General features: G+C 38.0%; 22 protein-coding genes. 9 read left to right on the plus strand and 13 right to left on the minus strand.

Annotation, left to right across the window (positions count from 1 at the left end; all coding sequences use genetic code 11):
* Nucleotides 1–262 precede the first annotated feature (262 nt).
* Both D0T60_RS11245 and D0T60_RS11250 read left to right on the plus strand, forming a co-directional pair.
* Nucleotides 263–994, plus strand: coding sequence for a glycosyltransferase (locus D0T60_RS11245; protein ID WP_163218257.1), 732 nt, complete (start codon nucleotides 263–265; stop codon nucleotides 992–994).
* On the plus strand, nucleotides 991–1,635 hold the full coding sequence (locus D0T60_RS11250; RefSeq protein WP_163218258.1) for a lipid-A-disaccharide synthase N-terminal domain-containing protein: 645 nt from the start codon (nucleotides 991–993) through the stop codon (nucleotides 1,633–1,635). The genes D0T60_RS11245 and D0T60_RS11250 overlap by 4 nt, the downstream gene beginning before the upstream one ends.
* Here the strand turns inward: D0T60_RS11250 and D0T60_RS11255 are convergent.
* From D0T60_RS11255 to udk, 7 genes are all read right to left on the minus strand, one after another.
* Entirely contained in the window at nucleotides 1,610–3,265 is a 1,656-nt protein-coding gene (locus D0T60_RS11255; protein ID WP_163218259.1) for a glycosyltransferase family 39 protein, read from the minus strand. The genes D0T60_RS11250 and D0T60_RS11255 overlap by 26 nt on opposite strands.
* Before the next feature lie 25 nt (nucleotides 3,266–3,290).
* A complete protein-coding gene (locus tag D0T60_RS11260; protein WP_163218260.1) occupies nucleotides 3,291–4,298 on the minus strand; it encodes an NAD-dependent epimerase/dehydratase family protein in 1,008 nt (335 codons plus the stop codon).
* 51 nt (nucleotides 4,299–4,349) lie between these two features.
* Nucleotides 4,350–5,078 (minus strand): LytTR family DNA-binding domain-containing protein, encoded by a 729-nt coding sequence (locus D0T60_RS11265; protein WP_239059549.1) that lies wholly within the window; start codon nucleotides 5,076–5,078, stop codon nucleotides 4,350–4,352.
* A 1-nt stretch (nucleotide 5,079) separates the two neighbouring features.
* Nucleotides 5,080–6,147, minus strand: a complete 1,068-nt coding sequence (locus D0T60_RS19045) for a histidine kinase (RefSeq protein ID WP_163218261.1) — start codon at nucleotides 6,145–6,147, stop codon at nucleotides 5,080–5,082.
* A 77-nt stretch (nucleotides 6,148–6,224) separates the two neighbouring features.
* A complete protein-coding gene (locus D0T60_RS11275) occupies nucleotides 6,225–8,123 on the minus strand; it encodes a carbohydrate-binding domain-containing protein (RefSeq protein WP_239059550.1) in 1,899 nt (632 codons plus the stop codon).
* Nucleotides 8,124–8,233: 110 nt separating this feature from the next.
* Nucleotides 8,234–9,607, minus strand: coding sequence for a transglycosylase SLT domain-containing protein (locus D0T60_RS11280; RefSeq protein ID WP_163218262.1), 1,374 nt, complete (start codon nucleotides 9,605–9,607; stop codon nucleotides 8,234–8,236).
* A gap of 15 nt (nucleotides 9,608–9,622) precedes the next feature.
* Nucleotides 9,623–10,246, minus strand: coding sequence for a uridine kinase (gene udk / locus D0T60_RS11285; protein ID WP_163218263.1), 624 nt, complete (start codon nucleotides 10,244–10,246; stop codon nucleotides 9,623–9,625).
* Nucleotides 10,247–10,386: 140 nt separating this feature from the next.
* Here udk and D0T60_RS11290 point away from each other — a divergent pair, with 140 nt between their 5' ends.
* The 7 genes from D0T60_RS11290 to hisB all read left to right on the plus strand — a co-directional run bounded on the left by D0T60_RS11290 (nucleotide 10,387) and on the right by hisB (nucleotide 18,500).
* Nucleotides 10,387–10,686, plus strand: a complete 300-nt coding sequence (locus D0T60_RS11290; RefSeq protein ID WP_163218264.1) for a Dabb family protein — start codon at nucleotides 10,387–10,389, stop codon at nucleotides 10,684–10,686.
* A gap of 15 nt (nucleotides 10,687–10,701) precedes the next feature.
* The gene (locus tag D0T60_RS11295; RefSeq protein WP_163218265.1) at nucleotides 10,702–12,765 is read left to right on the plus strand and encodes a cytochrome c biogenesis protein CcdA; all 2,064 of its coding nucleotides are present in this window, start codon (nucleotides 10,702–10,704) and stop codon (nucleotides 12,763–12,765) included.
* A gap of 350 nt (nucleotides 12,766–13,115) precedes the next feature.
* Nucleotides 13,116–13,586 (plus strand): PaaI family thioesterase, encoded by a 471-nt coding sequence (locus D0T60_RS11300; protein WP_163218266.1) that lies wholly within the window; start codon nucleotides 13,116–13,118, stop codon nucleotides 13,584–13,586.
* 236 nt (nucleotides 13,587–13,822) lie between these two features.
* A complete protein-coding gene (hisG, locus tag D0T60_RS11305; RefSeq protein ID WP_163218267.1) occupies nucleotides 13,823–14,674 on the plus strand; it encodes an ATP phosphoribosyltransferase in 852 nt (283 codons plus the stop codon).
* Nucleotides 14,675–14,827: 153 nt separating this feature from the next.
* Nucleotides 14,828–16,111, plus strand: coding sequence for a histidinol dehydrogenase (gene hisD / locus D0T60_RS11310; RefSeq protein WP_163218268.1), 1,284 nt, complete (start codon nucleotides 14,828–14,830; stop codon nucleotides 16,109–16,111).
* A gap of 52 nt (nucleotides 16,112–16,163) precedes the next feature.
* The gene (hisC, locus tag D0T60_RS11315) at nucleotides 16,164–17,204 is read left to right on the plus strand and encodes a histidinol-phosphate transaminase (RefSeq protein WP_163218269.1); all 1,041 of its coding nucleotides are present in this window, start codon (nucleotides 16,164–16,166) and stop codon (nucleotides 17,202–17,204) included.
* Nucleotides 17,205–17,375: 171 nt separating this feature from the next.
* On the plus strand, nucleotides 17,376–18,500 hold the full coding sequence (gene hisB / locus D0T60_RS11320; protein WP_163218270.1) for a bifunctional histidinol-phosphatase/imidazoleglycerol-phosphate dehydratase HisB: 1,125 nt from the start codon (nucleotides 17,376–17,378) through the stop codon (nucleotides 18,498–18,500).
* A 99-nt stretch (nucleotides 18,501–18,599) separates the two neighbouring features.
* On the opposite strand, the gene D0T60_RS11325 is transcribed toward hisB, so the two are convergent.
* From D0T60_RS11325 to D0T60_RS11350, 6 genes are all read right to left on the minus strand, one after another.
* Complete coding sequence (locus D0T60_RS11325) at nucleotides 18,600–19,922, minus strand: MATE family efflux transporter (protein ID WP_163218271.1); 1,323 nt, start codon at nucleotides 19,920–19,922, stop codon at nucleotides 18,600–18,602.
* Nucleotides 19,923–20,069: 147 nt separating this feature from the next.
* Nucleotides 20,070–21,050, minus strand: a complete 981-nt coding sequence (locus tag D0T60_RS11330; protein ID WP_163218272.1) for a hypothetical protein — start codon at nucleotides 21,048–21,050, stop codon at nucleotides 20,070–20,072.
* Between the two features lie 35 nt (nucleotides 21,051–21,085).
* Complete coding sequence (locus D0T60_RS11335; protein ID WP_203558325.1) at nucleotides 21,086–22,513, minus strand: BT_3987 domain-containing protein; 1,428 nt, start codon at nucleotides 22,511–22,513, stop codon at nucleotides 21,086–21,088.
* Between the two features lie 29 nt (nucleotides 22,514–22,542).
* Nucleotides 22,543–23,685, minus strand: a complete 1,143-nt coding sequence (locus tag D0T60_RS11340) for a DUF1735 and LamG domain-containing protein (protein WP_239059551.1) — start codon at nucleotides 23,683–23,685, stop codon at nucleotides 22,543–22,545.
* A gap of 17 nt (nucleotides 23,686–23,702) precedes the next feature.
* On the minus strand, nucleotides 23,703–24,740 hold the full coding sequence (locus D0T60_RS11345; protein ID WP_163218274.1) for a glycoside hydrolase family 18: 1,038 nt from the start codon (nucleotides 24,738–24,740) through the stop codon (nucleotides 23,703–23,705).
* A gap of 16 nt (nucleotides 24,741–24,756) precedes the next feature.
* The gene (locus D0T60_RS11350) at nucleotides 24,757–26,346 is read right to left on the minus strand and encodes a RagB/SusD family nutrient uptake outer membrane protein (RefSeq protein WP_163218275.1); all 1,590 of its coding nucleotides are present in this window, start codon (nucleotides 26,344–26,346) and stop codon (nucleotides 24,757–24,759) included.
* Between the last annotated feature and the right edge of the window lie 10 nt (nucleotides 26,347–26,356).

Consider the following 26,356-nt stretch of genomic DNA (forward strand, 5'->3'; position numbering starts at 1 on the left):
TAAATAAGCCGAAGGGAATGTGAACTATCATTCCTATAATAATTATTCTGTGGAAAATTTAAACAGGCTCTTATCTGATAGGGATATTTGTTTATGTGAATTTGGGTCAAATAGACTGATTTTGTGTTCTGAAAAGAGTGATTTAGCATATTAGAATCATAAACTTTCATCTCTATACGGGAAAAATCCAGATTTTCTACAGAATCAAGTTGTAACTTTGTGTATCTTTGACGGCTGAAAATAAAATATTGTTTGATAAAATATGAATAAAACAAGTCAGTATCAATTTACTATTATAGTTCCTGTATATGATGAGCAGGATAATATGCTTAGATTGGAATCTGAATTATCTTCGTTTTTGAAGATAGCTAAGATGAAGAGTTGCGTTTTGTTTGTGAATGATGGTTCAAAGGATAATAGCGGACAACTCCTCCAAGAAGTATGCATGCGTCACGATGATATGTTTTATATCTCATTCAAGCAGAATAGAGGCTTGAGTGCTGCTTTAAAAGCAGGTATTGATTATACCAATTCAGAGTATGTAGGCTATATAGATGCTGATTTACAAACTTCGCCCGAAGATTTTAATTTGTTATTGGAATATGCTCCTGAATATGCTTTAGCAATGGGTATACGCGCAGGACGTAAAGATAGTTTCGTGAAAAAACTTTCATCGAAAATAGCCAATAGCTTTCGGCGTATGATGACAAATGATACAGCGCAGGATACCGGATGTCCGTTGAAAGTAATTAGAACAGATTACGCCAAACGTATTCCTTTGTTTACAGGAATGCATCGTTTTATCCCCGCTTTAATTCAACTTCAGGAGGGTGGAACTATGAAACAAATTCCTGTACGTCATTTCCCACGAATAGCAGGTAAGTCAAAATATCATTTGTGGAATCGGCTTGTGGGTCCATTCAACGATTGTTTTGCATATCGCTGGATGAGAAAACGCTATATAAACTATTCAGTAGTTTCCACAAACCTATGAATGAATATCTGATCGTAGGTATAGGGCTTTTTGCACAATTTCTTTTTTCTGCCAGGCTTTTAGTACAATGGATTGCTTCAGAAAGAGCCCATAAAGTACTTTCTCCGAAACTCTTTTGGCAGCTCAGCATGGGAGCTTCTTTTTTACTGTGTTTATATGGATGGCTGCGTAATGATTTTGCCATTATTTTAGGGCAACTCATTTCATATTATATATATATATGGAATTTGCGTGTAAAGGGCTCTTGGGATGTGTTACCTCATATTATGCGATTCGTATTTATATCAATTCCTATATTGGCAGTTCTTTATTTTCTTTCCCAATGGAATGAAACGGTTATCCACCTGTTTAAACAAGAAGACATACCTTTGTGGCTGATAGTATTTGGCGTAATAGGGCAGTTTACTTTTACACTTAGATTTATTTATCAATGGCTCTACTCGCGTAAAGCAGGCGAGTCGGTTTTACCCATTACATTCTGGGTTATTAGTCTTTCGGGAGCAGCAATGATTGTTAGCTACGCCCTATTACGCAAAGACTTAGTGTTAATAATAGGGCAATCTACCGGAATTATTGTTTATACTCGTAATATAATGATTGCTTATAGGGCAGAGGTTAAGGATTCTCATTCTTCTCCATAACCTCTTTTTTGCGAATAATGGCTACTTCTTTCTTAAGTAAGTTATTGTAATTTTTATCTGTTACTTTGCGCCAGTTGTTGTCAAAAGTATCAATAAATTCAATAGTAACATTTTTATCTTTGAATAGCTCCTTTATAGGTTGAGATGACATGAAAACGAAAGGGCTATGAGCATAAATAGCATCTTTATCTTCAATATTCATAGGAAGTATAACTTGATTAGCTTCGTATACTAATTCCATTCGTATATCTTCTTTGTCGTAATAAAAGAATGGTAATCCTTGAACATCCGGGTACTCTCTTAATGCATGAATACTGTGCCGCTCATCATTGATAAATATTTTACCGGCATGTGCCAGGCAAAAGCTTTCGAATACCATCATTAGTAGTACAGATGCCATAAAGAATGGCATGATCTTTATTCCTTTTTTATTGAATAGAGTAGTATAAATGTATATACCAAGACCTATACATAATAGAGTAATAAGAACTGTTAACATAGTAATTTTACTCTCGTTCGGCACAATGAAATGCAGAGCAAATGGAAGGGCAAGCGCTACAATACCAATGATAGTTCCATTTATGCGAAATACACTCTTTTCTCCTTTAGTCATGGCTGTTTTTATGCTTTGATAAAAATAGAGCCCAACATTTATGGCTCCGGGTATTAGTAGAGGAAGAAGGTATCTTGTCTTTTTTTCCGGAATAAGTGATAGTAAAATAAAGCCGGCTAATGTCCAAACAATAGAGAAAAGATATACGTTCCGGCACTCAGATCTTTTTTTCCAAAAGAAATAGATAAGTGATGTCACCCAGAAGAGTGCCCATATTCCAGCTTCAGCCGGGAATTTCCAATAATACCATAAGGGGCGTACATTGTGATTAAGCCAGGCGGAAGACTCCTTATTTGCAATGGCTAATCCTGTTTCGGGATGAAAAAGTGCAATGTATACCGGCCACCAGAATGAAATGATAACTATAAGGAGAATCATACAAAATAAAGGAGTTTTTTTCCCTTTTATCGAAAGTCTTAGAATAGCAAAATAACTAATAATGAAAGGTAGTAACAGTGCATAGAATGATACAGGCCCTTTACTTAAGAAGGAGAGTCCCATAAAGAGACCTGCCAAAGAAAACTTCAACCATTGTTTTCCTTTTTCTTCGGTAGCTAACACAAAGAAAAAGATGCCTCCTAACATAAAACTATGGCAATATATATCCCAAGTGGCTGTGCGTCCCATCATAACGATGTTAAAGCCGGAAGCAAGTACGGTGGCAGCTATAAATGCCGGTAGAGGGTGTTTGGTTAGTCGACGAACCAGTAGGAATAAAAAGAACACCATGATGCAAGCAGAAAGTCCACTCATACAACGTTGGGCTACCAGATTGTCTGGTAAGATATGCTCCACACCAGCAGCAATCCAAGTAGGTAAGGGAGGCTTTGCAATCCTTAATTCTCCATTCATGGTTGGTAATAAATAATTGCCTGTACGTACCATTTCCTGAGCGGTGGCCAGATTACGAGCTTCCATAAGATCAGCCGGAACTACTTTGTTGTTTATAAAGAAAGCGAAAAAACATACTATAGAAAGCAAAACATAGTATATGGCAGATTTTTTCTGATTAAGCATATTATGATAATGTATTAGTTTTTTCTTATTTATAGTATTCTTTGTACCAATTGATAAAAGCACTCAAGCCTGTTCGAAGTAATGTTTGAGGCTTGTAATTATAATCCTTTTGCAATTTCCCTGTGTCTGCCCAAGTGTCTTTTACATCGCCGGGCTGCATTGGTTCATAAATCTTGATGGCTTTTTTCTCTGTTAGCTCTTCTATCTGTGAGATAAAATCTCTTAGATTAACTGGTTGAGAATTACCTATATTATAGATTTGAAATGATTGTGATGGATCAGATGTAAGAGGGTCGCTCGTTGTGATTTTGTAGATTCCTTCTATAATATCATCTATATAGGTAAAGTCTCTCGACATATTACCCTGATTGTAAATTCTTATAGGTTGGTTTTCTATGATGGCTTTAGTGAAAATAAATGGCGCCATATCTGGTCGTCCCCATGGACCATATACAGTGAAAAAGCGAAGCCCAATTGTATGGATTCCATATAGCTCAGCATAGCTGTGTGCTAATAGCTCATTTGATTTTTTAGTTGCTGCATATAAGCTGACTGGCGTTTCTGTCGGATCTTCCTCCCGATATGGGATGGACGAATTTTTACCATATACACTTGAACTGCTGGCATAAATAAACTTCTTTACAGGATTCTTTCTACAATATTCTAACATACGGAAGAAACCAAAAATATTGGAATTGATGTATGCTTCCGGATGCGTAATACTGTATCGAACTCCTGCCTGTGCGGCTAAATGACAGATGGCATCAAATTGAAAATTAGCAAGCTGCTGGCTGTATAATAATTCATCTTCTACATCCGATTTGATGAATGTAAGCTTATTATTAGTACAATTATATTTTCCTGTAGAACAATCAAAATATATTCCAAGTTGTTTTAAGCGATCCTCTTTGAGGGATTGAGAGTAGTAATTGTTGATGTTGTCTACGCCAACTACTTCGTGCCCTTCATTAAGAAATTTTCTGGTAAGAAAGAAGCCAATGAATCCGGCGCAACCTGTAACAAGTATCTTCATGAATTTATTTTAATAATAATGATATACTGGTAGTATTGGCTACAAAGATAATCATTTTTTTGTAAACGAATGTTTCTCCAAATATTCCTGAAATTCTTCTTTGTATTGTTCTCCTATTGGAATGCGGGTACTTTTATTTATAATAATTTGCCCACGTTCAATAGCTGATATTTTCTTTAAATTTATAATATATGATCGGTGTATGCGCATGAAGTGTTCTGATGGAAGCTTTTCTTTGATTAATTTCAGACTTCCTAATGTCATAACCGGTGAATCTACCTCTGAATAGATTCTTAAGTACTCGCTTCGACTTTCGATATGTGTAATTGAGTCTATAATAATTTGTATGGTTCTGTATTCGGATTTTACAAAAATATATTTGGTGTCTGAAAGGTTGTTTCCAGAGCTATGGGCTGTATTTATTAGCTTAAATTGTCGATATGCCTTTTCTGCTGATTTTAAGAAATCCGGATATCCGAAAGGTTTTAGTAAATAATCGATGGCATCTACTCTAAAGCCTTCGATAGCATATTCTGAGTAAGCTGTTGTAAAGATTACCAATGGCTTTTGGTTAAGAGATCGAACAAAATCCAATCCATTTAAGTCTGGCATATTGATATCAACAAAGAGAATATCGATGTCATTTTCGGCGATGATGCTAATAGCTTCCATAGCATTGCTACATGCTTTTGTTAACTCAAGAAAAGGAGTTTTTGAAATATAACCGATTATTTGCTTTAGTGCAAGTGGTTCATCGTCTATGGCGATACAGTGCATCATTCTATACAGGTATAATTAAAGTGATTTCGTATGTTTCTATGCCATGAACAACCTTTAAGGTATAGTTCTCTCCATATAACAAAGATAATCTTTTCCGAAGATTTTCCATACCAACTCCGGGAGAAGATGGGGAATTTGCCACAATACTATTAGAAACCGTAAAATGAATTTGATTATTCTCGATTGTTAACTTTAAATGGATAAATGAGTTATGTTGATAACTCACTCCATGCTTAAAAGCATTCTCCACAAATGTAATGAGTAGGAGTGGGGGAACTTTTACTTCGGGGATAACTTCCGGGTATGAGATTTTAACTTCAACTTCATCAGTGAAACGTATTCTCATTAAGTTGATATAATTGTCGAGAAATGTTAGCTCTTTATGTAGTGTTACTTGTGCCTGATCGGCATCATATAATACATAACGCATTATTTTAGAGAGCTCAATAACTGTTTCCTTTGCCTTTTCCGTATCAATGTCTACAAGTGCATGAATATTGTTTAGGGTATTCATGAAGAAGTGTGGATTGATCTGGGCTTTCAGATAATTCAGCTCGGCTTGCAAAGTGTGTTTTTCCAATTCTTTAATTTGGCGCTCATCGCGTATGGATTTAAAAAGGAAACGAACAGATATGTTTAATCCAACAATGAAGATGGCTGCAATCCAATCATTCAAAATCGGAAACATTCTTATAGGGAAACGCATACCGGGCTTATTACCCGGATGACGAGGTCTATGTGGTGGTTTTGCTTGTATAGAAGAACGAGGAGGGCCAAATTGCTCATGAGGAAAAACAATCAGTCTGGCTGTAGAAATACAGAAAACAGTTATTATAGCAAAAAGCAAATATAAAAAAGAACGTTTTCTTAATAGAAAATAAGGAACCAATAGATAGTTATTGATTAAAAAAAGAATGAAAAAAGGTAGTACATCCATCCAATAGTGGCGTACTTGTTCCCAATTTATTATTCCGTCTTCTTTTATTCCCAAAATAGGTACAATGAAAACGATTAACCATATTATGATATAGATCAAGTTCTCAAGAAAGTGCTGTTTATGCTTTTTCACGGTTTTACCAATTAATAAGAGGATTTTGACACATCCCCGCCTCTATACTACAAAGTTAAGATATTTATTTAGATATATTATGGCCGTCCTCCGGGACCTCCGCCCATTGATCCGATAGATGTTACCATAGAGCTTGTAGTGAAGGTTGTAGCAGAAGAACCTTTATTATATGTTGCTCCTGTATAGTAACCGTGGAAATTTGTTCCTCCCGAAATACTTCCTCCGGTATAAATAGTATATCCTGTGTTAGATTTAAGTAAGGGCGAACTAAATAATAATGTAGAGCTGCTGTTGTAAGTTTTGGGTAATTGGAAAGTCAACACTTCTGATCCTTCGCTTGTGGTTTCAATATGCACAATTTGAGTATTCGCTGACATTCCTTTATATATAACTGAGTATTGAGTACAAGCACTGCTTGTTGGAGAACTGGTATCGCCTCCGATGCCAATAATTACTCCACCGGTAATGCTAAAACGACTTTGGTCGCAATCAAATCCGGCTTCGGGAGAGGAGGCTCCGGCTGTAATGATTACTCCTCCGGTAATGGTTAAAGTGCCGTTGGAGTCAATAGCATCGTTAACTGTACTTTTACAATATACATTCCCTCCGTTGATTTCAATATGATTGGATGCATTTATGCAATCGTCATAAGCTTCTATTTCTACAGTTCCTCCGGTTATTTTAAGTGTAGCTTTACTTTCTAATCCTTCGGCTTCTACTCCGGATGTACTGATAACTATGGAACCACCATTTACTGTGAGATTTCCATCACTCTTTATGGCTTTAGCAGCAGTGTCATTATTCCTGTCGTACACATATTGTCCACCGGTAGTTGTAACAGATACGGTTCCGTTATTAATAGTAAGAGTTCCGTCAACATTAATACCTTTTCCTCCTGAGCCGGTACTCTTGATTGTGATTGACCCGCCATCAATAAACAAGTTTCCGTCACATTTAATAGCTGCGGAAGATGAGGTGTCTTGGTCATCCGTATCATAATATGCATTACCACTTGTTTTTAAATTTAATGTTCCGGACGAAATGGTTACATCACCAGTAGCATTTATACATTTAGAAGCTATACCTCTGACACTTGCAACTATTGATGTATTTTCACCTTGAATGGAAATATATTCACCACTTTTAATACCATGACCTTTTTGATTAAGTGTCAGAATATCAAGGGTTCCTGCATTGATTTCTATATACCCATCGCAATCTATACCCTCGCCATTGGATACCGTTGTGAGGGTTCCTCCTTCTATTTTTGTATAATCTTTAGCATGAATGGCATCACTGGCGGCTTCTTTTATCCAAATATTACCTTCGTATATACGGAAATAATCGTCTGTGCAAATAGCGTGTTTATATTTTCCTCGTATTTCAAGGCTTCCGTTTCCATAGAAGTTGAGTTGCCCTTCGCTAAAGAATGTACCTTTCATGTCTTCACCATCAATCATTTCATAGTTTTCGCTATCAATCAGTCGGTTGTTTGTTTTATCTACTACGGTAACCGTAATTTTCTTTCCACATTGAATATTGATGGCGGCTCCTTTGGGATTTGTTATTCCAACCCCATTCAGCACTAACCCGAACTTATATTCGCCATATATTTTCACAGAACCGTTATTGGTTATTCCGGATAGTACATAATTTAATTCTTTGTCTGTAATGGTAGAGGTAATCACAACATGCCCATTGTTATTGGATATGGTAACTCCGTTTCCTTCGAATGGATTTGAAAATGTAGAGGATGAAAAATCTATTTCAACCATGTTATCTAAGGATAGCACTTGTGAGTTGGTTACTAAGGTATCATCACCCGGATCAACATAATCTTCTTCCTCTTCGTTTGTATTATTGGAATTACCTGTGTTGTTTTCCTCCGGAAATGGATCATGGTCGGTACCGGAGCATGCTGTCATGCAGAAAAAGGCAGCACATAGCATACCTGTTATAAGAAAATTCTTTTTCATTTGTTATAATATTAGTTCTGGCAACAATATTAATAAAAGCAGGTTTGCTATGAAAAAGAAATCAATGAACAGCAATAATTTATCTACGAATATTGAATGGCGTACTTTTTCTATTCTTTAATCTTTGATTGGTAAAAGTTATATCTTGAGTTTATATCTCTCACAAAATTATAAGTTTCTACTCCACGAAAGTATCCGTTTTTGCATACAGGGTCATTGAAGTATTCCTCATTACTTTTTAAAAGAATATAGGTTTCTACATTATCGAACCAAATGTTTTTATCCTTTCCATATTTCTCGGCAAGTGCCATGGCATCATAAATATGACCTAATCCGGCATTGTAGGCACCTAAGATAAAATTGATTCGTTCTTTCTTGTCGGGAATCATACTTAGGCTTTTACTTACGGAAGCTATGTAGTTGATTGCTCCTTTAATGCTTTCTTCGGGATCGCTTTCCATACCAACAGGAACGCCCATGGCATGCGCTGTGGCCGGCATAAGCTGCATTAATCCTCTTGCGCCTGCCCAGGATACAACATCAGGGTTAAAATTAGACTCTGTGTATGCTAAAGCGGCAAACAATCTCCAATCCCAATTTATTTGAGGGGTGTATTTCTTGAAAAGATCATCGAAACGAGATATCTTACCCTCTTGTATAGAAAGAATGGCTGTGTATGGTATAGCTTTGCTGATTTCAAAATACCGCTTCATAGTAGCTGTGTAAGCAGGAGAGGTTTGGTTTTCCTTATGCCAGTTGTTTGCAGCGGCGGCTAATAAAGGAGAATCTTTTCGGACAGCCCATGAAGAACGTTGGTCATAGCTAACTGATAGGTTGATATTTAGATTGGGGTAATACGTTTTGTTTAGTTTGGCAATATCGTTATCACATACCGTATACATGATTTCTCCTTTAGAAACTTGAGTAATGAGGTCTTCGATGGTTATACTATCATTCTCCACTTTGTGTATACGGATGCCACCGCCTAATTCTTTGTTTAAGTTTAGTAAACGCTGATAATATTTCCCAGGTTTTACATAAATGTCTTTATCTATTAGTTCTGTAACGTCTGTCAATACTTTATTTTTCCCGAAAGCGCGTTGTACAATTACCTGATGGGTGATGACTTCCTCGCCGCAATATGTTAAACTGTCTTTTCTTTCTTTGGTAATAGCTAAGGGATAAACAATAATATCTCCTTCTTCATTTTTAAGTTTTTGAACTAAATCATGAACACTTTCTGCTACCTCTATTTTAAGCTTTAATCCTAAAGACTGGGCAAACTGTTTCACAAGTTCGTACTGAAACCCCATTTCTTCTCCGCGATAATTAAAATAGGTGGTAGAGCTGTACAAGGTTAATGCTACCAGTTCTCCACTATCTTTCATTTGTGGCAGATCATACGAGTCGTCTTTAGTGTTTGGTTGTTTTTTACATGCCGTACAAAAAAGTATGAGCAGTAATAATAGAGGTAGTTGTTTCATTTTGCATGAATAAGATTATTCGTTATTAACATCCGGAAGATGCTTTTTGATGTACATGGTTACTATATCAACAGCTATTTTATTTTTTCCACCTTCGGGAATAATCAGATCTGCATATCGTTTAGATGGTTCGATAAATTGTTCATGCATGGGTTTAAGTACTCGAATATACCTATCCATTACGGCTTCGGCAGTACGTCCCCGTTCTCTTATGTCTCGTTTGATAACTCGAATTAAACGTATATCCGGATCGGTATCTACATAGATTTTCAGGTCCATCTGGTCGCGTAAATCTTTGTCGCATAAAGCAAGAATGCCTTCAATAATAACCACATCTTTGGGTTCTGTATGTATGGTTTCCGGCTGACGCGTACAAGTTAAAAAAGAATAGGTGGGCTGCTCAATGCTTTTACCTTCTTTGAGCATAGACACATGTTCGGCTAAAAGACTCCAATCAAAGGCATCGGGGTGGTCGAAATTGATACTCTGACGTTCTTCAACCGGAACGTGACTACTATCTTTATAATAGGAGTCTTGAGGAAGTAATACTACTTCTCCCTCACACAAACTTTCCATTATTTTTTTAACAACGGTGGATTTTCCCGACCCTGTTCCTCCTGCAATTCCTATTATTAACATCTATTTAGTGTATAATTGAAACAAAAAAACTAATTTTGCACTGAAATCCTGCATGTTGAAGTTTACATAGTGTCAATAAGACTGCCGAATTTCAATGCGTAACTATGCAAATATAAAAAACAATTCTTAAAAAACAATTGATGGTTAAGCACATTGTAATTTTTAAATTGAAAGAAGAGATATCAAACAGTGAGAAACTTATTATGATGAATAAGTTCAAAGAAGCCATTGAGGCACTCCCTGCGAAAATATCTGTAATACGTAAAATTGAAGTCGGTTTAAATATGAATCCGGCTGAGAACTGGCACATAGCTCTATATAGTGAGTTTGACTCGTTGGATGATGTGAAAGTGTATTCCACACATCCGGAACATGTTGCCGCGGGTAAGATTATAGCCGATGCTAAAGAAAACCGCGCGTGTGTAGATTATGAATTTTAAATCTGAATATTTTTTATGAAAAAGATCATTGCTTTAGCGCTTGTCTTATTTGTTGGCATTTGTAGTGTTTCGGCACAGATGCACGACCCGGTAAAGATGAAAACCGAATTAAAATCTTTATCGAACAATGAAGCCGAAATTATATTTACTGCTACTATAGATGCCGGTTGGCATGTATATTCTACAGAATTGGGAGATGGCCCTACTTCTGCAACTTTTAATGTAGAGAAGAAAGAAGGAGTAGAGTTGGTAGGTAAATTAACTCCTCGCGGAAAAGAAATAGCCAAGTTCGATAATATATTCGAAATGAATGTGCGCTATTTTGAAACCACCGGACAATTTGTTCAAAAGGTTAAGTTCACTGGTGGACCTTATGTATTAGAAGGATATTTGGAATTTGGAGCTTGTGACGATGAAAGCTGTTTGCCTCCAACAGCCGAAGAATTCAGCTATAAGGGAGAAGTAGCAGCAGCTACAAAACCTGCGGCTAAAGAAGAGCCCAAGAAAGAAGAACCTGTAATAGTAACTACTCCGGTTTTGGGAAAAAACGAACCGGCTAAAACAGAACCTGCAGAAGCATCGGTAACTGAACCTACGGCAACCGAACCTGTGGCTCCTGCTACTACATCGGCCGAAGTTGTAAACAGCAACGACCTTTGGAAACCGGTTATCTCAGAATTAAGAGCTTTTGGAGAAGAACAAGAAACCAAAGATATGTCTTGGCTTTATATCTTCTTTGCCGGATTCTTAGGTGGTTTGGTAGCATTGTTCACTCCTTGTGTATGGCCTATTATTCCAATGACGGTAAGCTTCTTCTTGAAACGTACCAAAGATAAGAAGAAAGGTATTCGCGATGCTATTACGTATGGTATCTCCATCGTTGTTATTTATGTAACATTAGGGCTTGCCATCACCTTGATTTTTGGTGCCAGCGCCTTGAATGCTTTATCTACCAATGCGGTATTTAATATCTTGTTCTTCCTGATGCTGGTAATTTTCGCAGCTTCTTTCTTTGGAGCATTCGAAATAAAATTACCTTCTAAATGGAGTACAGCTGTTGATAGTAAAGCAGAAGCTACCAGCGGATTGCTTAGCATCTTCTTAATGGCGTTTACGCTTTCATTGGTTTCTTTCTCTTGTACAGGTCCTATTATCGGATTCCTTTTAGTAGAAGTTTCTACTACCGGTAGTGTGGTTGCTCCTGCCATTGGTATGTTTGGTTTTGCTATTGCATTGGCATTGCCATTTACTTTGTTTGCTTTGTTCCCATCTTGGCTGAAATCTATGCCTAAATCGGGTGGATGGATGAATGTGATTAAAGTAACACTTGGTTTCCTTGAATTGGCTTTTGCTTTGAAATTCTTATCAGTAGCAGATTTAGCTTATGGATGGGGACTTTTAGACAGAGAAACATTCTTAGCCTTGTGGATTGTAATCTTTGGTCTGTTAGGATTGTACTTGCTTGGTAAAATTAAATTCGCGCATGATGATGATGACAATAAAATATCTGTATCCAGATTCTTTATGGGACTTATCTCTCTTGCATTTGCCGTTTATATGATTCCCGGATTATGGGGTGCACCTTTAAAAGCAATCAGTGCTTTCTCTCCTCCAATTAATACACAAGACTTTAACTTGTATAGCAATGATGTACATGCTAAGTTTGACGACTATGAAGCAGGTATGGCTTATGCTAAACAAATGGGCAAACCTGTAATGCTCGACTTTACTGGTTATGGTTGTGTAAACTGTCGTGAAATGGAAGTGAAAGTTTGGACAGACAACAAAGTAGGAAGCCTTATCAATAACGATTATGTATTGATTACTCTGTATGTAGATAATAAAGAACCGCTTCCTGAACGCATTAAGGTAACTGAAAATGGTAAAGAACGTACTTTACGTACTTTGGGCGATAAATGGAGTTATCTGCAACGTGTGAAGTTCGGAGCCAATGCTCAACCTTTCTATGTGTTGGTTGATAATGATGGAAATCCGCTGAACAAATCTTATGCTTATGACGAAGATGTGGCTAAGTATATAGAATTCCTTCAAGGTGGTTTGAAGAATTACAAAAAGTAATATAATACACTCATATTTATAAAAAGAGCTTGCCTGAAAGGGCAGGCTTTTTTTATGCCTTAAGATTAGCGTATTGGTTGGAAAGGCATATACTTAAGTTCTCTGAAGGTAGTAGGTTAAGCCGTCTAAAAACATATATTTAAGTGTTCCAAAGGTGTATACTTAGAGCCTCTTTAGGTGTATACCTTTACACCCCAAAGGTGTACACTTACAGAGGGTTTAGGTGTACACCTACAGAGGGCTTAGGTATATACCTTTAAAACGCAAAAGTATACACTTAATCAACATCCCTAAATATTGAGAAATAATAATTATCTTTGTTTATATTTCAAGACCAAAATATCAATTCAATGAAAAAAATAATTAACCCCTGGAAAGATGTAGAAGGCTACAACTGCTTTGGTTGTGCCCCCGGTAATCCCGTCGGAGTAAAGATGGAGTTTTATGAAGAAGGCGATGAAGTAGTAAGTATCTGGAAGCCTCGCCCGGAATATCAGGGCTGGCTCAATACGCTTCATGGAGGCATACAGGCTGTATTGTTAGACGAGATTTGTGCGTGGGTGATACTTCGTAAGTTGCAAACTACCGGAGTTACTTCTAAGATGGAAACACGCTATATGAAATCTATAAATACTACAGACGATCATATAGAACTTCGTGCAAGCATTCAGGAAGTAAAACGAAATATTATTTTAGTAGAAGCCAGATTGTATAATGAGAAAGGAGAGCTTTGTACAAAAGCCCTTTGTACGTACTTTACATTCTCGCAAGAAAAGGCTAAATCTGAAATGGGTTTTATGTCTTGTGATCTTGAAGAATGATATTTTTGAGTAAATTGTTTGGTGGATTCGTTTAAATACTATATTTTTGTCACAGAAAACAAGAAATTTATGATAAATAACAATACACATCATCATCATTTTCCTAACGAATAACTCGGTGGGCGGATATGATATTGTGTATAAGATAATAGAATATAGAAGGGCTTGCCGAATTAGGTAAGCCTTTTTTTATTGATAACCAACAAATAATTATTAATAACTAAATAAAAGAAAAAATGCTAAGAATTGCCGTACAAGCCAAAGGACGTTTGTTTGAAGAAACAATGAATTTACTTGCAGAATCAGACATCAAGTTAAGTCCGTCTAAACGTACTTTGTTAGTTCAATCTTCAAATTTTCCGGTGGAGGTTTTGTTTTTGCGTGATGATGATATCCCACAATCAGTAGCTACAGGAGTGGCAGATATAGGAATAGTAGGGGAGAATGAGTATGCAGAAAAGAAAGAAGATGCTGAAATTATTAAACGTTTGGGCTTTAGCAAATGTCGCCTTTCGTTGGCGATGCCTAAAGATATTGATTATCCGGGAGTATCTTGGTTTCATGGTAAAAAGATAGCGACTTCTTATCCGGTGATTTTGGGCGATTACTTAAAAGCACACGGAGTAAACTCCGAAATACATGTAATTACAGGATCGGTAGAGGTTGCTCCGGGAATAGGATTAGCAGATGCTATTTTTGATATTGTAAGTTCAGGCTCTACACTTGTAAGCAACCGGTTGAGAGAGGTAGAAGTAGTTATGAAGTCTGAGGCCCTGCTTATTGGGAATAAGAATCTGTCTGCTGAAAAGAAAGCAATATTAGATGAACTTCTTTTCCGTATGCATGCGGTAGAGACAGCAGAAGATAAAAAATATGTGTTGATGAATGCTCCTAAAGATCGATTGGAAGACATTATTGCCGTATTGCCCGGAATGAAAAGCCCTACTGTAATGCCATTGGCGCAAGAAGGTTGGTGTTCGCTACATACGGTACTTGATGAGAAATGCTTCTGGGAAATTATCGGGAAGTTGAAGTCAATGGGGGCAGAAGGGATTTTGGTGTTGCCTATAGAGAAAATGATACCCTAATTATTATTTTAGCCACAGATGACGCGGATTGCACGGATTTTAATACACGGATAAAAAATAACTCTGTTCGGTATTATAAATAAAAATCCGTGCTCGAAAATCCGTGCAATCCGCGCAATCCGTGGCTAAATCACCCTTAAAATAAATTAACTAATGGAAATCCTAAAATACCCCAACCCCGAAGAATGGGCCGAGATTCTAAAACGTCCCGCTCTTCAAACAGAGAATCTTTTTGGTACAGTACAGAGCATTATCGACCAAGTACGTTCGGAAGGCGATAAAGCTGTACTTGAATATGAATCTCAATTTGATAAAGTAACTCTGAGCAGTTTAACTGTTTCTCCCGAAGAGATCGAGGAAGCAGAGAATAATGTTAGTATCGAACTAAAATCAGCCATTTACTTAGCAAAAAGGAATATTGAAACATTTCACGCCTCTCAACGCTTTGAAGGCAAGAAAGTGGAAACGATGGAGGGAGTAACTTGCTGGCAGAAAGCAGTACCTATTGAAAAGGTAGGTCTTTACATTCCGGGAGGAACAGCACCTTTATTCTCTACCGTATTGATGCTTGCTGTGCCGGCTAAGATTGCAGGTTGCAAGGAGATCGTTTTATGTACTCCTCCCAATAAAGAAGGAAAAATACATCCTGCCATTTTATTTGCTGCACAACTGGCTGGTGTAAGTAAGATATTTAAAATTGGTGGAGTACAAGCTATCGCTTCTATGGCTTATGGTACAGAAAGTGTTCCAAAGGTGTACAAGATATTCGGCCCTGGGAATCAGTATGTAACAGCAGCTAAACAATTGGTTAGTTTGCGTGATGTAGCTATTGATATGCCAGCCGGACCTTCCGAAGTGGAAGTGCTTGCCGATGAAACTGCCAATCCTGTATTTGTAGCCGCCGATCTTTTATCGCAAGCAGAACATGGAGCTGATAGTCAGGCGGTATTGGTAACAACTTCCGAGAAGCTATTGAAAGAAGTGATGTATGAAGTGGAGCGTCAATTAGGATACCTACCTCGTCGGGAACTGGCAGAGAAATCATTGAAAAACAGTAAACTGATTTTGGTAAGAGATATGGATGAAGCCATAAAGTTAACCAATAAATATGCTCCTGAGCACTTGATTATTGAAACTCACGATTATTCAGCTGTAGCCAATGAGGTAGTTAATGCCGGTTCTGTCTTTCTGGGGCATCTAACGCCGGAGAGTGCCGGAGATTATGCTTCGGGAACTAATCATACCTTGCCTACCAATGGTTATGCCAAAGCATATAGTGGAGTGAGTCTGGATAGTTTCATAAAGAAAATAACTTTTCAGGAAATACTTCCGCAAGGGCTTTCGCTCATTGGACCTGCTATTGAAGTAATGGCTGCCAACGAAGAGCTGGATGCACATAAAAATGCTGTAACCGTTCGATTGAATACCCTCAAATAATAAAACAAATTCCAATCGTCTAATCGTAAATAATAAAATAGTAAATCCCCACATGAAATCTTTAAAAGAATTAACCCGTCCTAATATATGGAATCTGAAACCGTATTCTTCTGCGCGGGATGAGTATAAGGGAGTAGTGCCATCTGTTAGTTTGGATGCCAATGAAAATCCATATAATTCTCCCAACAATCGTTATCCGGATCCTATGCAATGGGAACTAAAGGAAGATCTATCAAAAATTAAAGGAGTAACTCCCGAACAGATATTTCTGGGAAATGGTAGCGATGAGGCCATAGACTTAGTGTTTCGTGCATTTTGTGAACCCGGAATAGATAACGTGGTAGCCATTGATCCTACTTATGGTATGTATCAGGTGTGTGCTGATATTAATAATGTGGAGTATCGCAAGGTGTTATTGGCGGATGACTTTCAGTTTTCGGCCGATAAACTATTAGCTGCAACAGATGAACATTCGAAGCTGATTTTCCTTTGTTCGCCCAATAATCCTACCGGCAATAACCTCTTAGGTGCTGAGATAGAAAAACTAATTACCCAATTCGAGGGACTTGTTGTTTTGGACGAAGCTTATATTGATTTTTCAGAAGAACCCTCTTTCCTGAAGAAACTGAATAGCTATCCCAATCTGATTGTTTTGCAAACTTTTTCCAAAGCTTGGGGCTCCGCTGCTATTCGTTTGGGAATGGCATTTGCTTCCGAAGAGATTATAAATATTTTCAGTAAGATAAAGTATCCGTATAACGTAAACTTGCTTACCCAGCAACAAGGTATTGAGTTATTGAAAGACTATTCGATTATAGAACGTTGGGTAAAGGAACTGAAAGAAGAAAGAAGCTTTTTGATCCATAATCTTGCTACCAATGATTATGTGGAAAGCATCTTTCCTACAGATGCCAACTTCGTTTTGGTTCGTATGACAGATGATGCTACTAAAATCTATAATTATTTGGTTGGCTTGGGTATTATAGTACGCAATCGTACTCATATTTCTTTATGTGATAATTGCTTGCGAATTACAGTGGGTACTCGTGCAGAGAATGAAGAATTACTAAAAGCGTTGAAAGCGTATAAATGAATAAGTATATTATTAAAATTTATTGATTTTATTTTGAACCGCAGAGTTACGCAGATTAACGCAGAGTTTTAAGTTACGATGCCGCAGGAAATAAAAAACTCTGCGTTAATCTGCGTAACTCTGCGGTTTGAAAAACAAATAAGTGTATAAACTAATTTTTCCATAGTACTTATGAAAAAGAAAGTATTATTTATAGATCGTGATGGAACGCTGGCTATTGAACCTCCAATTGATTATCAATTAGATGCTTTTGAGAAACTGGAATTCTATCCCAAAGTATTTCGTAATCTGCATTTTATTCGCACAAAGCTCGATTTTGAGTTTGCCATGGTTACTAATCAAGATGGCTTAGGTACTTCTTCCTTTCCTGAAGATACCTTCTGGCCAACTCATAATCTAATATTGAAGACTTTTGAAGGAGAGGGCATAACCTTCGATGAACAGTTTATAGATCGTAGTTTTCCGGAAGATAATGCTCCCACTCGCAAGCCTCGTACAGGGATGTTAACCAAGTATATAGGTAATCCGGAATATGATTTGGCCGGAAGTTTTGTTTTAGGAGATCGTGCTACCGATGTAGAACTGGCCAAGAACTTAGGTTGTAAAGCTATCTATTTGCAAGATTCAACAGCAGGATTGAAAGATTCGGGACTTGAAGAATACTGTGTTTTAGCTACTACCGACTGGGATCGTATAGCCGAATTCCTATTTGCCGGAGAGCGTCGGGCAGAAGTGAAACGTACAACAAAGGAAACGGATATTCTGGTAAGTATCAATCTGGATGGTAATGGAAGTTGTGAAATTGCTACCGGATTAGGATTCTTCGATCACATGCTCGAACAGATTGGTAAACACTCCGGTATAGATTTAACCATTCAGGTGAAAGGGGATTTGGAAGTAGATGAACATCATACTATTGAGGATACAGCCATCGCTTTGGGTGAATGTATTTATCAGGCTTTAGGCAATAAGCGTGGCATCGAACGTTATGGTTATGCACTCCCCATGGATGATTGCTTGTGCCAGGTAGCGCTCGACTTTGGAGGTCGTCCCTGGTTAGTTTGGGATGCAGAATTCCGTCGTGAGAAGATAGGGGAGATGCCTACCGAAATGTTCCTTCATTTCTTTAAGTCTTTGAGCGATTCTGCTAAAATGAATCTGAATATCAAAGCGGAAGGACAAAACGAGCATCATAAGATAGAAGGTATCTTTAAAGCATTAGCAAGAGCCCTGAAGATGGCGATAAAGAGGGATATTTATCAATATGAATTGCCTTCGACGAAAGGAATGCTTTAGGGAGTTGAGAGTTAAAAGTTGAGAGTGGAGAGTTACGATGCCGCAGGGTAACTCTCCACTCTCAACTCTCCACTCTCAACTAAATAAGCTCTCAACTAATTAGATTTTCTTGTTTTGCCATTTTGCTTTCTTGAAATAGAAGTAACTTGCTACTAATAATAATGAGTAGTAAACTATTTCAGTGGTAAAGCAAATCTCAACAGGAGCACGCAATATGTTTCCAACAAATAGCATATAAAGTACATAAAATACCAAGGTGACAGACTCCAACATCAATGCAGCACTTGTATTACCGGTTCCGGAAACACTATTAAATACTACATTAGAGGCAGAAGCTATTATCATAGCTATACAAATTACATAAACCGAGGATACAGAGGCGTCAATAAGCGTAATATCACTTGTGTATATAGAAAGGATTAGTTTTGGAAAGATAGCAATAACTCCTGCTAACCCAATCATTAATAAAACAGAGAAGCGAACAATTTTTTTAATAAGCGGTACCACATTTGCTATTCCTCCTGAGCCTATGGTATTACTTACTAAGCTGTTGGCTGTGGCGGCCAGCGCGTTAACCGGAATAAAGAGTACAATGTAAATACTACGTACAATGTTGGCGATGGCAAGTTCTCGCTGTCCGATTCGTTCCACTACCATGAAGAATACAAAGAAAGTACCCATAGACAGGAAGTACTGTAGCATCGTGAAACAAGAGATGCTAAGTATACGTGCAAGCAATTTAAAATCGAATGAGCCGAAGCGATTTAATGCATATTGCTTTAGGTTGACCGTAATATAAGTATAAATCAGATAAAAGAGTATAGAACCGGCTTCCGCAATGACCGAAGCGATAGCAGCTCCTTTAATCCCCATCTCCGGAAAACCCCAGTGTCCGAAAATCATAGCGTAGTCTAAGGCTACATTCAGGAGTGCCATTACTATGGCATTGATAGTCAGAACTTTGGTGCGAGTAATTCCGATATAGAAAGCACGGAACATGGCACTCATAAATGAGAAGAAGAAACCGAACACACGCCAGTTTATAAACTCCATGGTAGCATCATAGATTGTTTCGGAGGAAACAATCACCCTCATAATGTCTCCACCCCACAGACGAGCTACACCGAAGGCAAGAAATGCCAGTGCAAAGAGGAAAATACTTCCTTGTATCATTACAGGACCTACATCTTCATATTGCCCTTCTCCATTTCTGCGGGCAATTACAATCTGTGAACCAATGCTGAAACCAAATGCGACCGTAAAGATACAGATGTAGAAAAGTCCACCCATGGCAGAAGCACCTAAAGCTACTTCGCCCACACGTCCCAGAAAAGCGGTATCGGTTACGTTAATCACGTTTTGAGCAAGCAGACTCAAAAGGATGGGATAACTTACATGCCAGATTTGTTTGTTAGTATACATAGTTAAGCTTTGGGGGAAAAAATGAAAATAGCCTGCAAAGGTAAGGTTTTATCTCGGATTAATAAAAAAGAGCCCGACCTTATTTATATGGCCGAGCTCTCCTTGCTACAAATATTATGTAGTCTTACCTATTGAAACGAATGAAAGTTAGTTAACTGTATCACAGAAATAACCTGTGTATAATTTTTCTTCACTATCATTGATATAAGAGAATATTCCCCAAATATTAGTTCCATCATTCTTGATAATTTTCAGCGTAATATTTTCTATCGTATCATTACTCCAAGTATGATAGGTAAATAGGGCATCGCTCTTTGTACCAACGCTTTTATCTCCTGTAAAGTCAATATAAATCCAATAATACGTATAATATTTCCAACCATATCTTTGCTTGCCATCCACAATTTCATTGAGTGGTGTGTAATAGGTGTTAAATGTATTGGAATTATTATAGAAGTACCTTCTGGCATTGGTTTCCATAATCGTTTCTAACTCTTCGTTGGTAAAAGGTTCGAAGGTTGCTTTTACAGATACTAAAATGTTTTCCGATAGACCTGTACAGTCGGTAACAGTAATGGTAGCAACATAGTCGGCTTTCTTTGAGGTTGCTGTAATTTTGATTTCTCCCTCTTCGGTGATAGAAGCCTCTACAGCCGGATTATTTGATTCAATTTTATATCCATCGTTGCCCAATACCACATTCGCAGTGATTGATTTTGAACTACCCAATTTGGTTGTCAATTCGGTATTTTTAGTACTGAGTTCAAGAACATCTGTAGTGTAAACACTAATTGGCAACTTGCGATAGCGACTATATTTATCTGAAATAATCAGGGAGGTTTGTCCGTTGGCAAAACCTTCTATTGTGATTACACCATTTACCATCTCTACTTTGGCAAGGCTCTCATCCAGGCAGAAAGCGTTATATTCTCCACCTCCTTCTTTAATGGCTACGGTTGCCTTATTTTCAGAACCTATTTTCACTTTGAGTAATTCCTGTTCAAGAATAAATTCCGGTGTTTCTTCTGTTCCGGGGTTAGGAATCTCATCATCGTCACTACATCCCGCAAAACCCATTGGGAGTAATGCGGCCATCAGTAGGATTATTATTTTATTAGTGATTTTCATATTCTTTTGTTTTTAATGGTTATAGTTACTTATACTTATCTCCAGTCTTTTGCATACGGAGATTCGTCGTACACTAACTCGTCATCGTAGAAAGCTCTTGCCATTCTTTCCATAGCAGTGATTTGCCCGTTAGCGTTTGATCGATTAGGATCCATAGCAAATATCATGTGCGATAGATATCCATTATTGCGCATACTCTTCAGATTCGTTTCCGAAGCAAACCGGCTTTGGCTAAACTCTTGAGAATACAATCCCATGTTAGACTTAGGCATTCCCGGATAATTATTGCTTAAATCGGAGTAACCTCCGTAATCATGTAACCCGTAATCAACAAATTCTCCCGATGATACACCATCAACTGCCGGTAAACTGCGTGTGGTGCTATATGCGTAGGCAATCACCCATCTTTCCGGTTGTAGCTTTTTTACCTCGTAGCAAAGACGGGATGCCGCTGCACTGCTTGGATATACAAATCCCGGAGTAATATTGCTATACTCATAGCTGGAGTATTCGTCGTCTATAAAAATGCCATCTAATTGATAAGCATCGCACATAGCCTTTACTTCCTTAGCAAACTCCTGAGCGGTTTCTTTTGACATATTGGCTACTCCCGAACGGTCATGGTTGCCCAATAAACCGAGAATGATTTTCATGCCTCTGTCTTGCAGTGGTTTCAGGTAATGTTCGCGTTGGTCGAGTATGGCTTGCACATTTTCATTGTTGAAGATGTAAACACGTCCGGTTTCTGCATTGTAATTGATGTTTGCCGAAAAGATAATCAATGCGTCCACTAAAGGTCTTCCATTGCTTTTTAGTGTAAAGCAGAGGTTGTTTAGTGGGTTGGTATCGTTTACCTCCATACAGCTAAACACTTTTACGCCGGGTGCACCGTCTACATATTTGGTACAATCGGGAAGTGCAGTGAGATCTTTTACAAAGATCAGACGCGTTTGATCTTCTTTTGCCAGTTTAAAATTGCCTGATGCTACTTTCATTCGTAACGGAATTACATAGCTTTTATTGGAAGATAAGTTTCCGTTGGAAGAAAAAGCCACTTTCATTTCAGAAGAATGAACAGAACCGGTAGTTAACTTAATGATACCACCGTCTTCTAAAGTAACTTTTTCTTTAGGGAAAAGCTCATATTCTGTTCCGTTTTTAGCGTTATATTCGGTGAGTGCTGTTTCATCGTAAGTTACAGATACAGTGGCGTCTGCAGAAAGTTGCTCTGTTGTTTTCAGAGAGAAACCAATGTTACCTGTGCTACGAAATTCCACGTTTGTAAACATGCGCTTTCCATTGCTGTCACTAACATAGCCCATGACAGAACCGTCACCAGTGGTATACTTGTTTTCGTCTATCTGCCCAATTGCAATATCGTCGGAGCAGGCAGTAAATAAGCCGGCTGTCAGCATTAGTGCCGGCACCCAATATTTAGGTTTTATGTAATTGATATGTTTCATGATTTATCTTCTTATAATTAATAAGGTGGTTATTTAGGCAATGAAACAGAATTCCATGTGATGTCGCCATTGGCCACTAATGTATTTTCGTTTCCGGTATGGTCTGTTATCACTTTTCCGGCTCCTTCGTCGAATTTCCAGTAGGCTACCAGTCCTTCACTATCAGGCTGAACTATATAGAAGTGATCTTTGGCTTTAATATCATCTGCAGTCAGTATGCGGTTCCATACACGAACTTCGCAGATGTCAGCTTCCAGCCAGCGGTTGTTATCATAAGATTTACCTACATTGAAACCTGTGGAAGCCCAGTTTACAGCAGAGCGATATTTGGTATATTGCGTATCTCCTTTCTTTATACCATTGATATAAAAATCTACAGCACCATCTGCCGAGTTGTAGGTGGCAGCTATGTGTACCCATTCATTGGTTGGTATTTGCCAGGCTGCATCCGTAATATTTCCGTTTGAAGTGGCCAACTGGAGTTGGTTATCGGGAACTCCGGCGTCACCTATACGGAATAAGAAATTACCTTCAATACCCATTACTGTACTAATCAGCTTATCGAATTTGCTGATATTTACCAAGGCTTCTATAGTGAGTTGGTTTATACCCTTCAGTGTAGAAGTACCGGCAGACTGAAGATTGAGGTAGTTGGTAGTAATATTTCCTACCGTATTGATAAGTGCTGCCCCTTTAATTACAAAATAAGTAGTACGGGTACTATTTAAGAAATCAATATTAGAATTGACAACTGTAACTGGCAAAACATACACCAAATCACGGTTTAAAGCGGATAGATCTTTAAACAAGACTTCTACATCGTTTCCTTGCATAGCTCCTGCTTCGATGACAGATACATTTAGGGGTATCTCAAAATTCTCGTTTGGAACCATAATAGCCTTTTCGTCATATATCTGGTTATATTGGTCTACTAAGGAAGCATCTGCTTTATAAGTTACTTCAACATTCATTGCTTCCGGTTTGGCAATGGCAGTTTTAATAATACCACTTTCTTCATTATTGGTTCCCTTCATCAATATAGTTCCAACTTTTGAGGAATTAACAAAGGCTTTATTATCAAAGTTCTCTTTATCCTCACAAGAAGAACATACTGCCAACAAGCCGGTTGCCACCAGTAATGAGGAACATAAATTGTTTATTATACGTTTCATAGTCATTATTCTTTAAATCATTTTACAGATGGGTTGATGGATAAAATGAGTTGTCTTGTGTAATAATAGCTCAGAGGAGAAGTATAATAGTCGGTAGAAACATTATAGATTCCTACGGCTTGTACTTCAATACCTCCACGAGGAGCTATTGCCCAATCAGTTAATCCCTCCATGGCCAGTGTACCATCGGCGAAGTATCCTATTTTCTTATTCGGGTCGTTCAGATCGGTAGCACATACTACCATTCCGAAACGGTCGGTAGATATTCCTTCTACAGATGTCAAGGAGAGTAGGTAAGTAAGTTCATTTGCATTGGTTGCTTCTTTTCCGGACACCAGAATGGAGAGACAATCATCAAGTAATGAAGGATCAATCAGGTTCTGAGGTTTTCCTTCATAAGTGATTAATTTTTGCGGGTTTCTCTTGTGCCAGTCTTGAATGATGTTTATAAAAGAAACTTCATTCTCTGTGTATTCCTTCAATTCGTTAAGACGCATGTGAAGTCTGGATTTACCAGCATAACCAATGCAAATACCATCATAATTGTATTTATGAACCAAAGAGAGAGAATATTCCAAAGAATCTGTTAGGAAACCGATAAAGTCTTTAGAAACAGGTTCTTCTTCAGTAGCCAATTCTAACTTGGTATTGTATGCAGCTTTAAAGGCATCAAAATCAATGGAGTAAATAATCTTCATAGCTTTTTCGCTGCGAATCTGATTGATTTCCTGCAATTCCCAATCCGCCAGATTATCAGGGTGTATGATGCTTACCACATCAATACTATCAGGTAGATCTGTTAAATGATGCGATCGGTTGAAAGTTACTTTCTGACTATTGTCGAACCAAACATACACCAGTTTATGGTCTGAGTTCTTGTATTCACGCAGATTCTGTAAATATTTAGCGTATAGTTCCCGGTTTTGATCTTTAATATTCGGTTCTTCCAGATCAAGGCTTTCTACATCTGTCCAATCGGAGCAAGCTGACAAAACAAGCATAGAAAATGCAGCCCACGCTATTCTCTTTAATGTTTTTCTATATACTATTTTCATAATATTCGTTTATAAGTTATTTCTTACGTGCCCACCATACATCAGTTCCCATGTTATCCGGTCCGCCCAGATACTGTTTTACTGCATACTGTATGTTTTCCGTATTGTTTGTGTATTCTTCCGAAGGGTATGGCATGCGTCGTGCACCTTTACTATTGTTAACTACACCACCGCTACGATTGCCATCATCTGTAGCCGGAAGCAACTTAGGAAATCCGGTACGACGATAGTCTGCCCATGCTTCGTTTCCTAATGGCCAGTTAGCTATCCATTTTTGGGTAATGATGCGTTCTTGTTTCTCTTGGATGGTAGCCGATTCATTCCACTTGATTGTTATATCGGAGAGTGTTCCACTATAAGAATATAGTCCGGACGGATCTTTATAAGCACCGGGTACACTTTTATCATCGTCTAAGTATTGGTCGGCACCTGAAACACCCCATTGTTCGAACGAGAGGCGGATTCCTTCATTGTAAAAATTAGCAGCTTCTCCACCCATGTCGAATCCGAAGATAGCTTTTCCTTCGGCACGTAGGAAGGCCACTTCCGCAGCATTCATCCAAAGTACCGGATCGGCAGCAGTCATCTTAATTTGAGAATAGTTCTTGAAGTGTTCGCCGGCTTTGGCTAAGTTGATGCTGCGACGTAGTCCTACATAGTCTTCGCCTGGCCAACCTGATTTTTCAAAATAGCTGGCACGACGGTTGTCTTTATAACCATTCATGTAGCATACGATGTCAGCAGCAGCGTGTGTATCTCCACCAGAGGTTGCTTCATTATAGCGCACAGCGGTAAAAATAGGATTAGCTATTGTTCCAAAGTATTTCCAGGTTGCATTATCATCATTAGTTTCTATAAGTCCCATTTCGTGCTTTACTGCACTTTCTGCCATTGCTTTTGCCATTTCGGGTTTGGCATAAGCAATACGCATAGCCAAACGTAGTTTTAAAGAGTTACCAAATTTTATCCATTGTGGTATGTTACCCCGATATACAAAATCGGCGGTGGGCACAAGTGCGGCGTTTTTATGTTCTGTTAATGTGGAGATAGCAGCATCCAACTCTTCAAAGAATTTAATATATACTTCTTCCTGAGAATCATAAGGAGTGGTAATTTTTCCATCTTCACCAATTTTAGAATAAGGTATGGCACCGTATGTGTCGGTAACCCGGTTCATAGAAGCCACTTTAATAATTTGTGCAATAGCATAAGGCACAGGGTTCTTTGTGGTTTCGGATACAGTTTTGATTATATTCAAGTTACTGTACACAGTAGGAACCATTCTATCGCTTATCAAGAATACGCGAGTCCAGTCGTTCTTAGCATCAAAATTAGAAATGGTGTTTTGCCAACCACTATTTGAGTCTGCAAAGTACCCGCCCATAGGACCTCCTAATAAGCAGTCGGTAAATTGTGCGGTGTTCACGTCTGAAGAGATTACTGTACTTGCTAAGTTACTCATAGCCGAACCTAACGCATAGTCGTCGGCTGTTAAGTCTCCCGGTTGATATGGATGGGAGTTTATATTAAGGTAGTCATCTGTACATGAGATAAAGCCCAAAACAAATGAACCTATGATTAGTTTATTTATTATATTCTTTTTCATAGTTTCTATT

The organism is Bacteroides sp. 224, from assembly GCF_010500995.1.
In the GTDB taxonomy this organism is placed as follows: domain Bacteria; phylum Bacteroidota; class Bacteroidia; order Bacteroidales; family Bacteroidaceae; genus Bacteroides.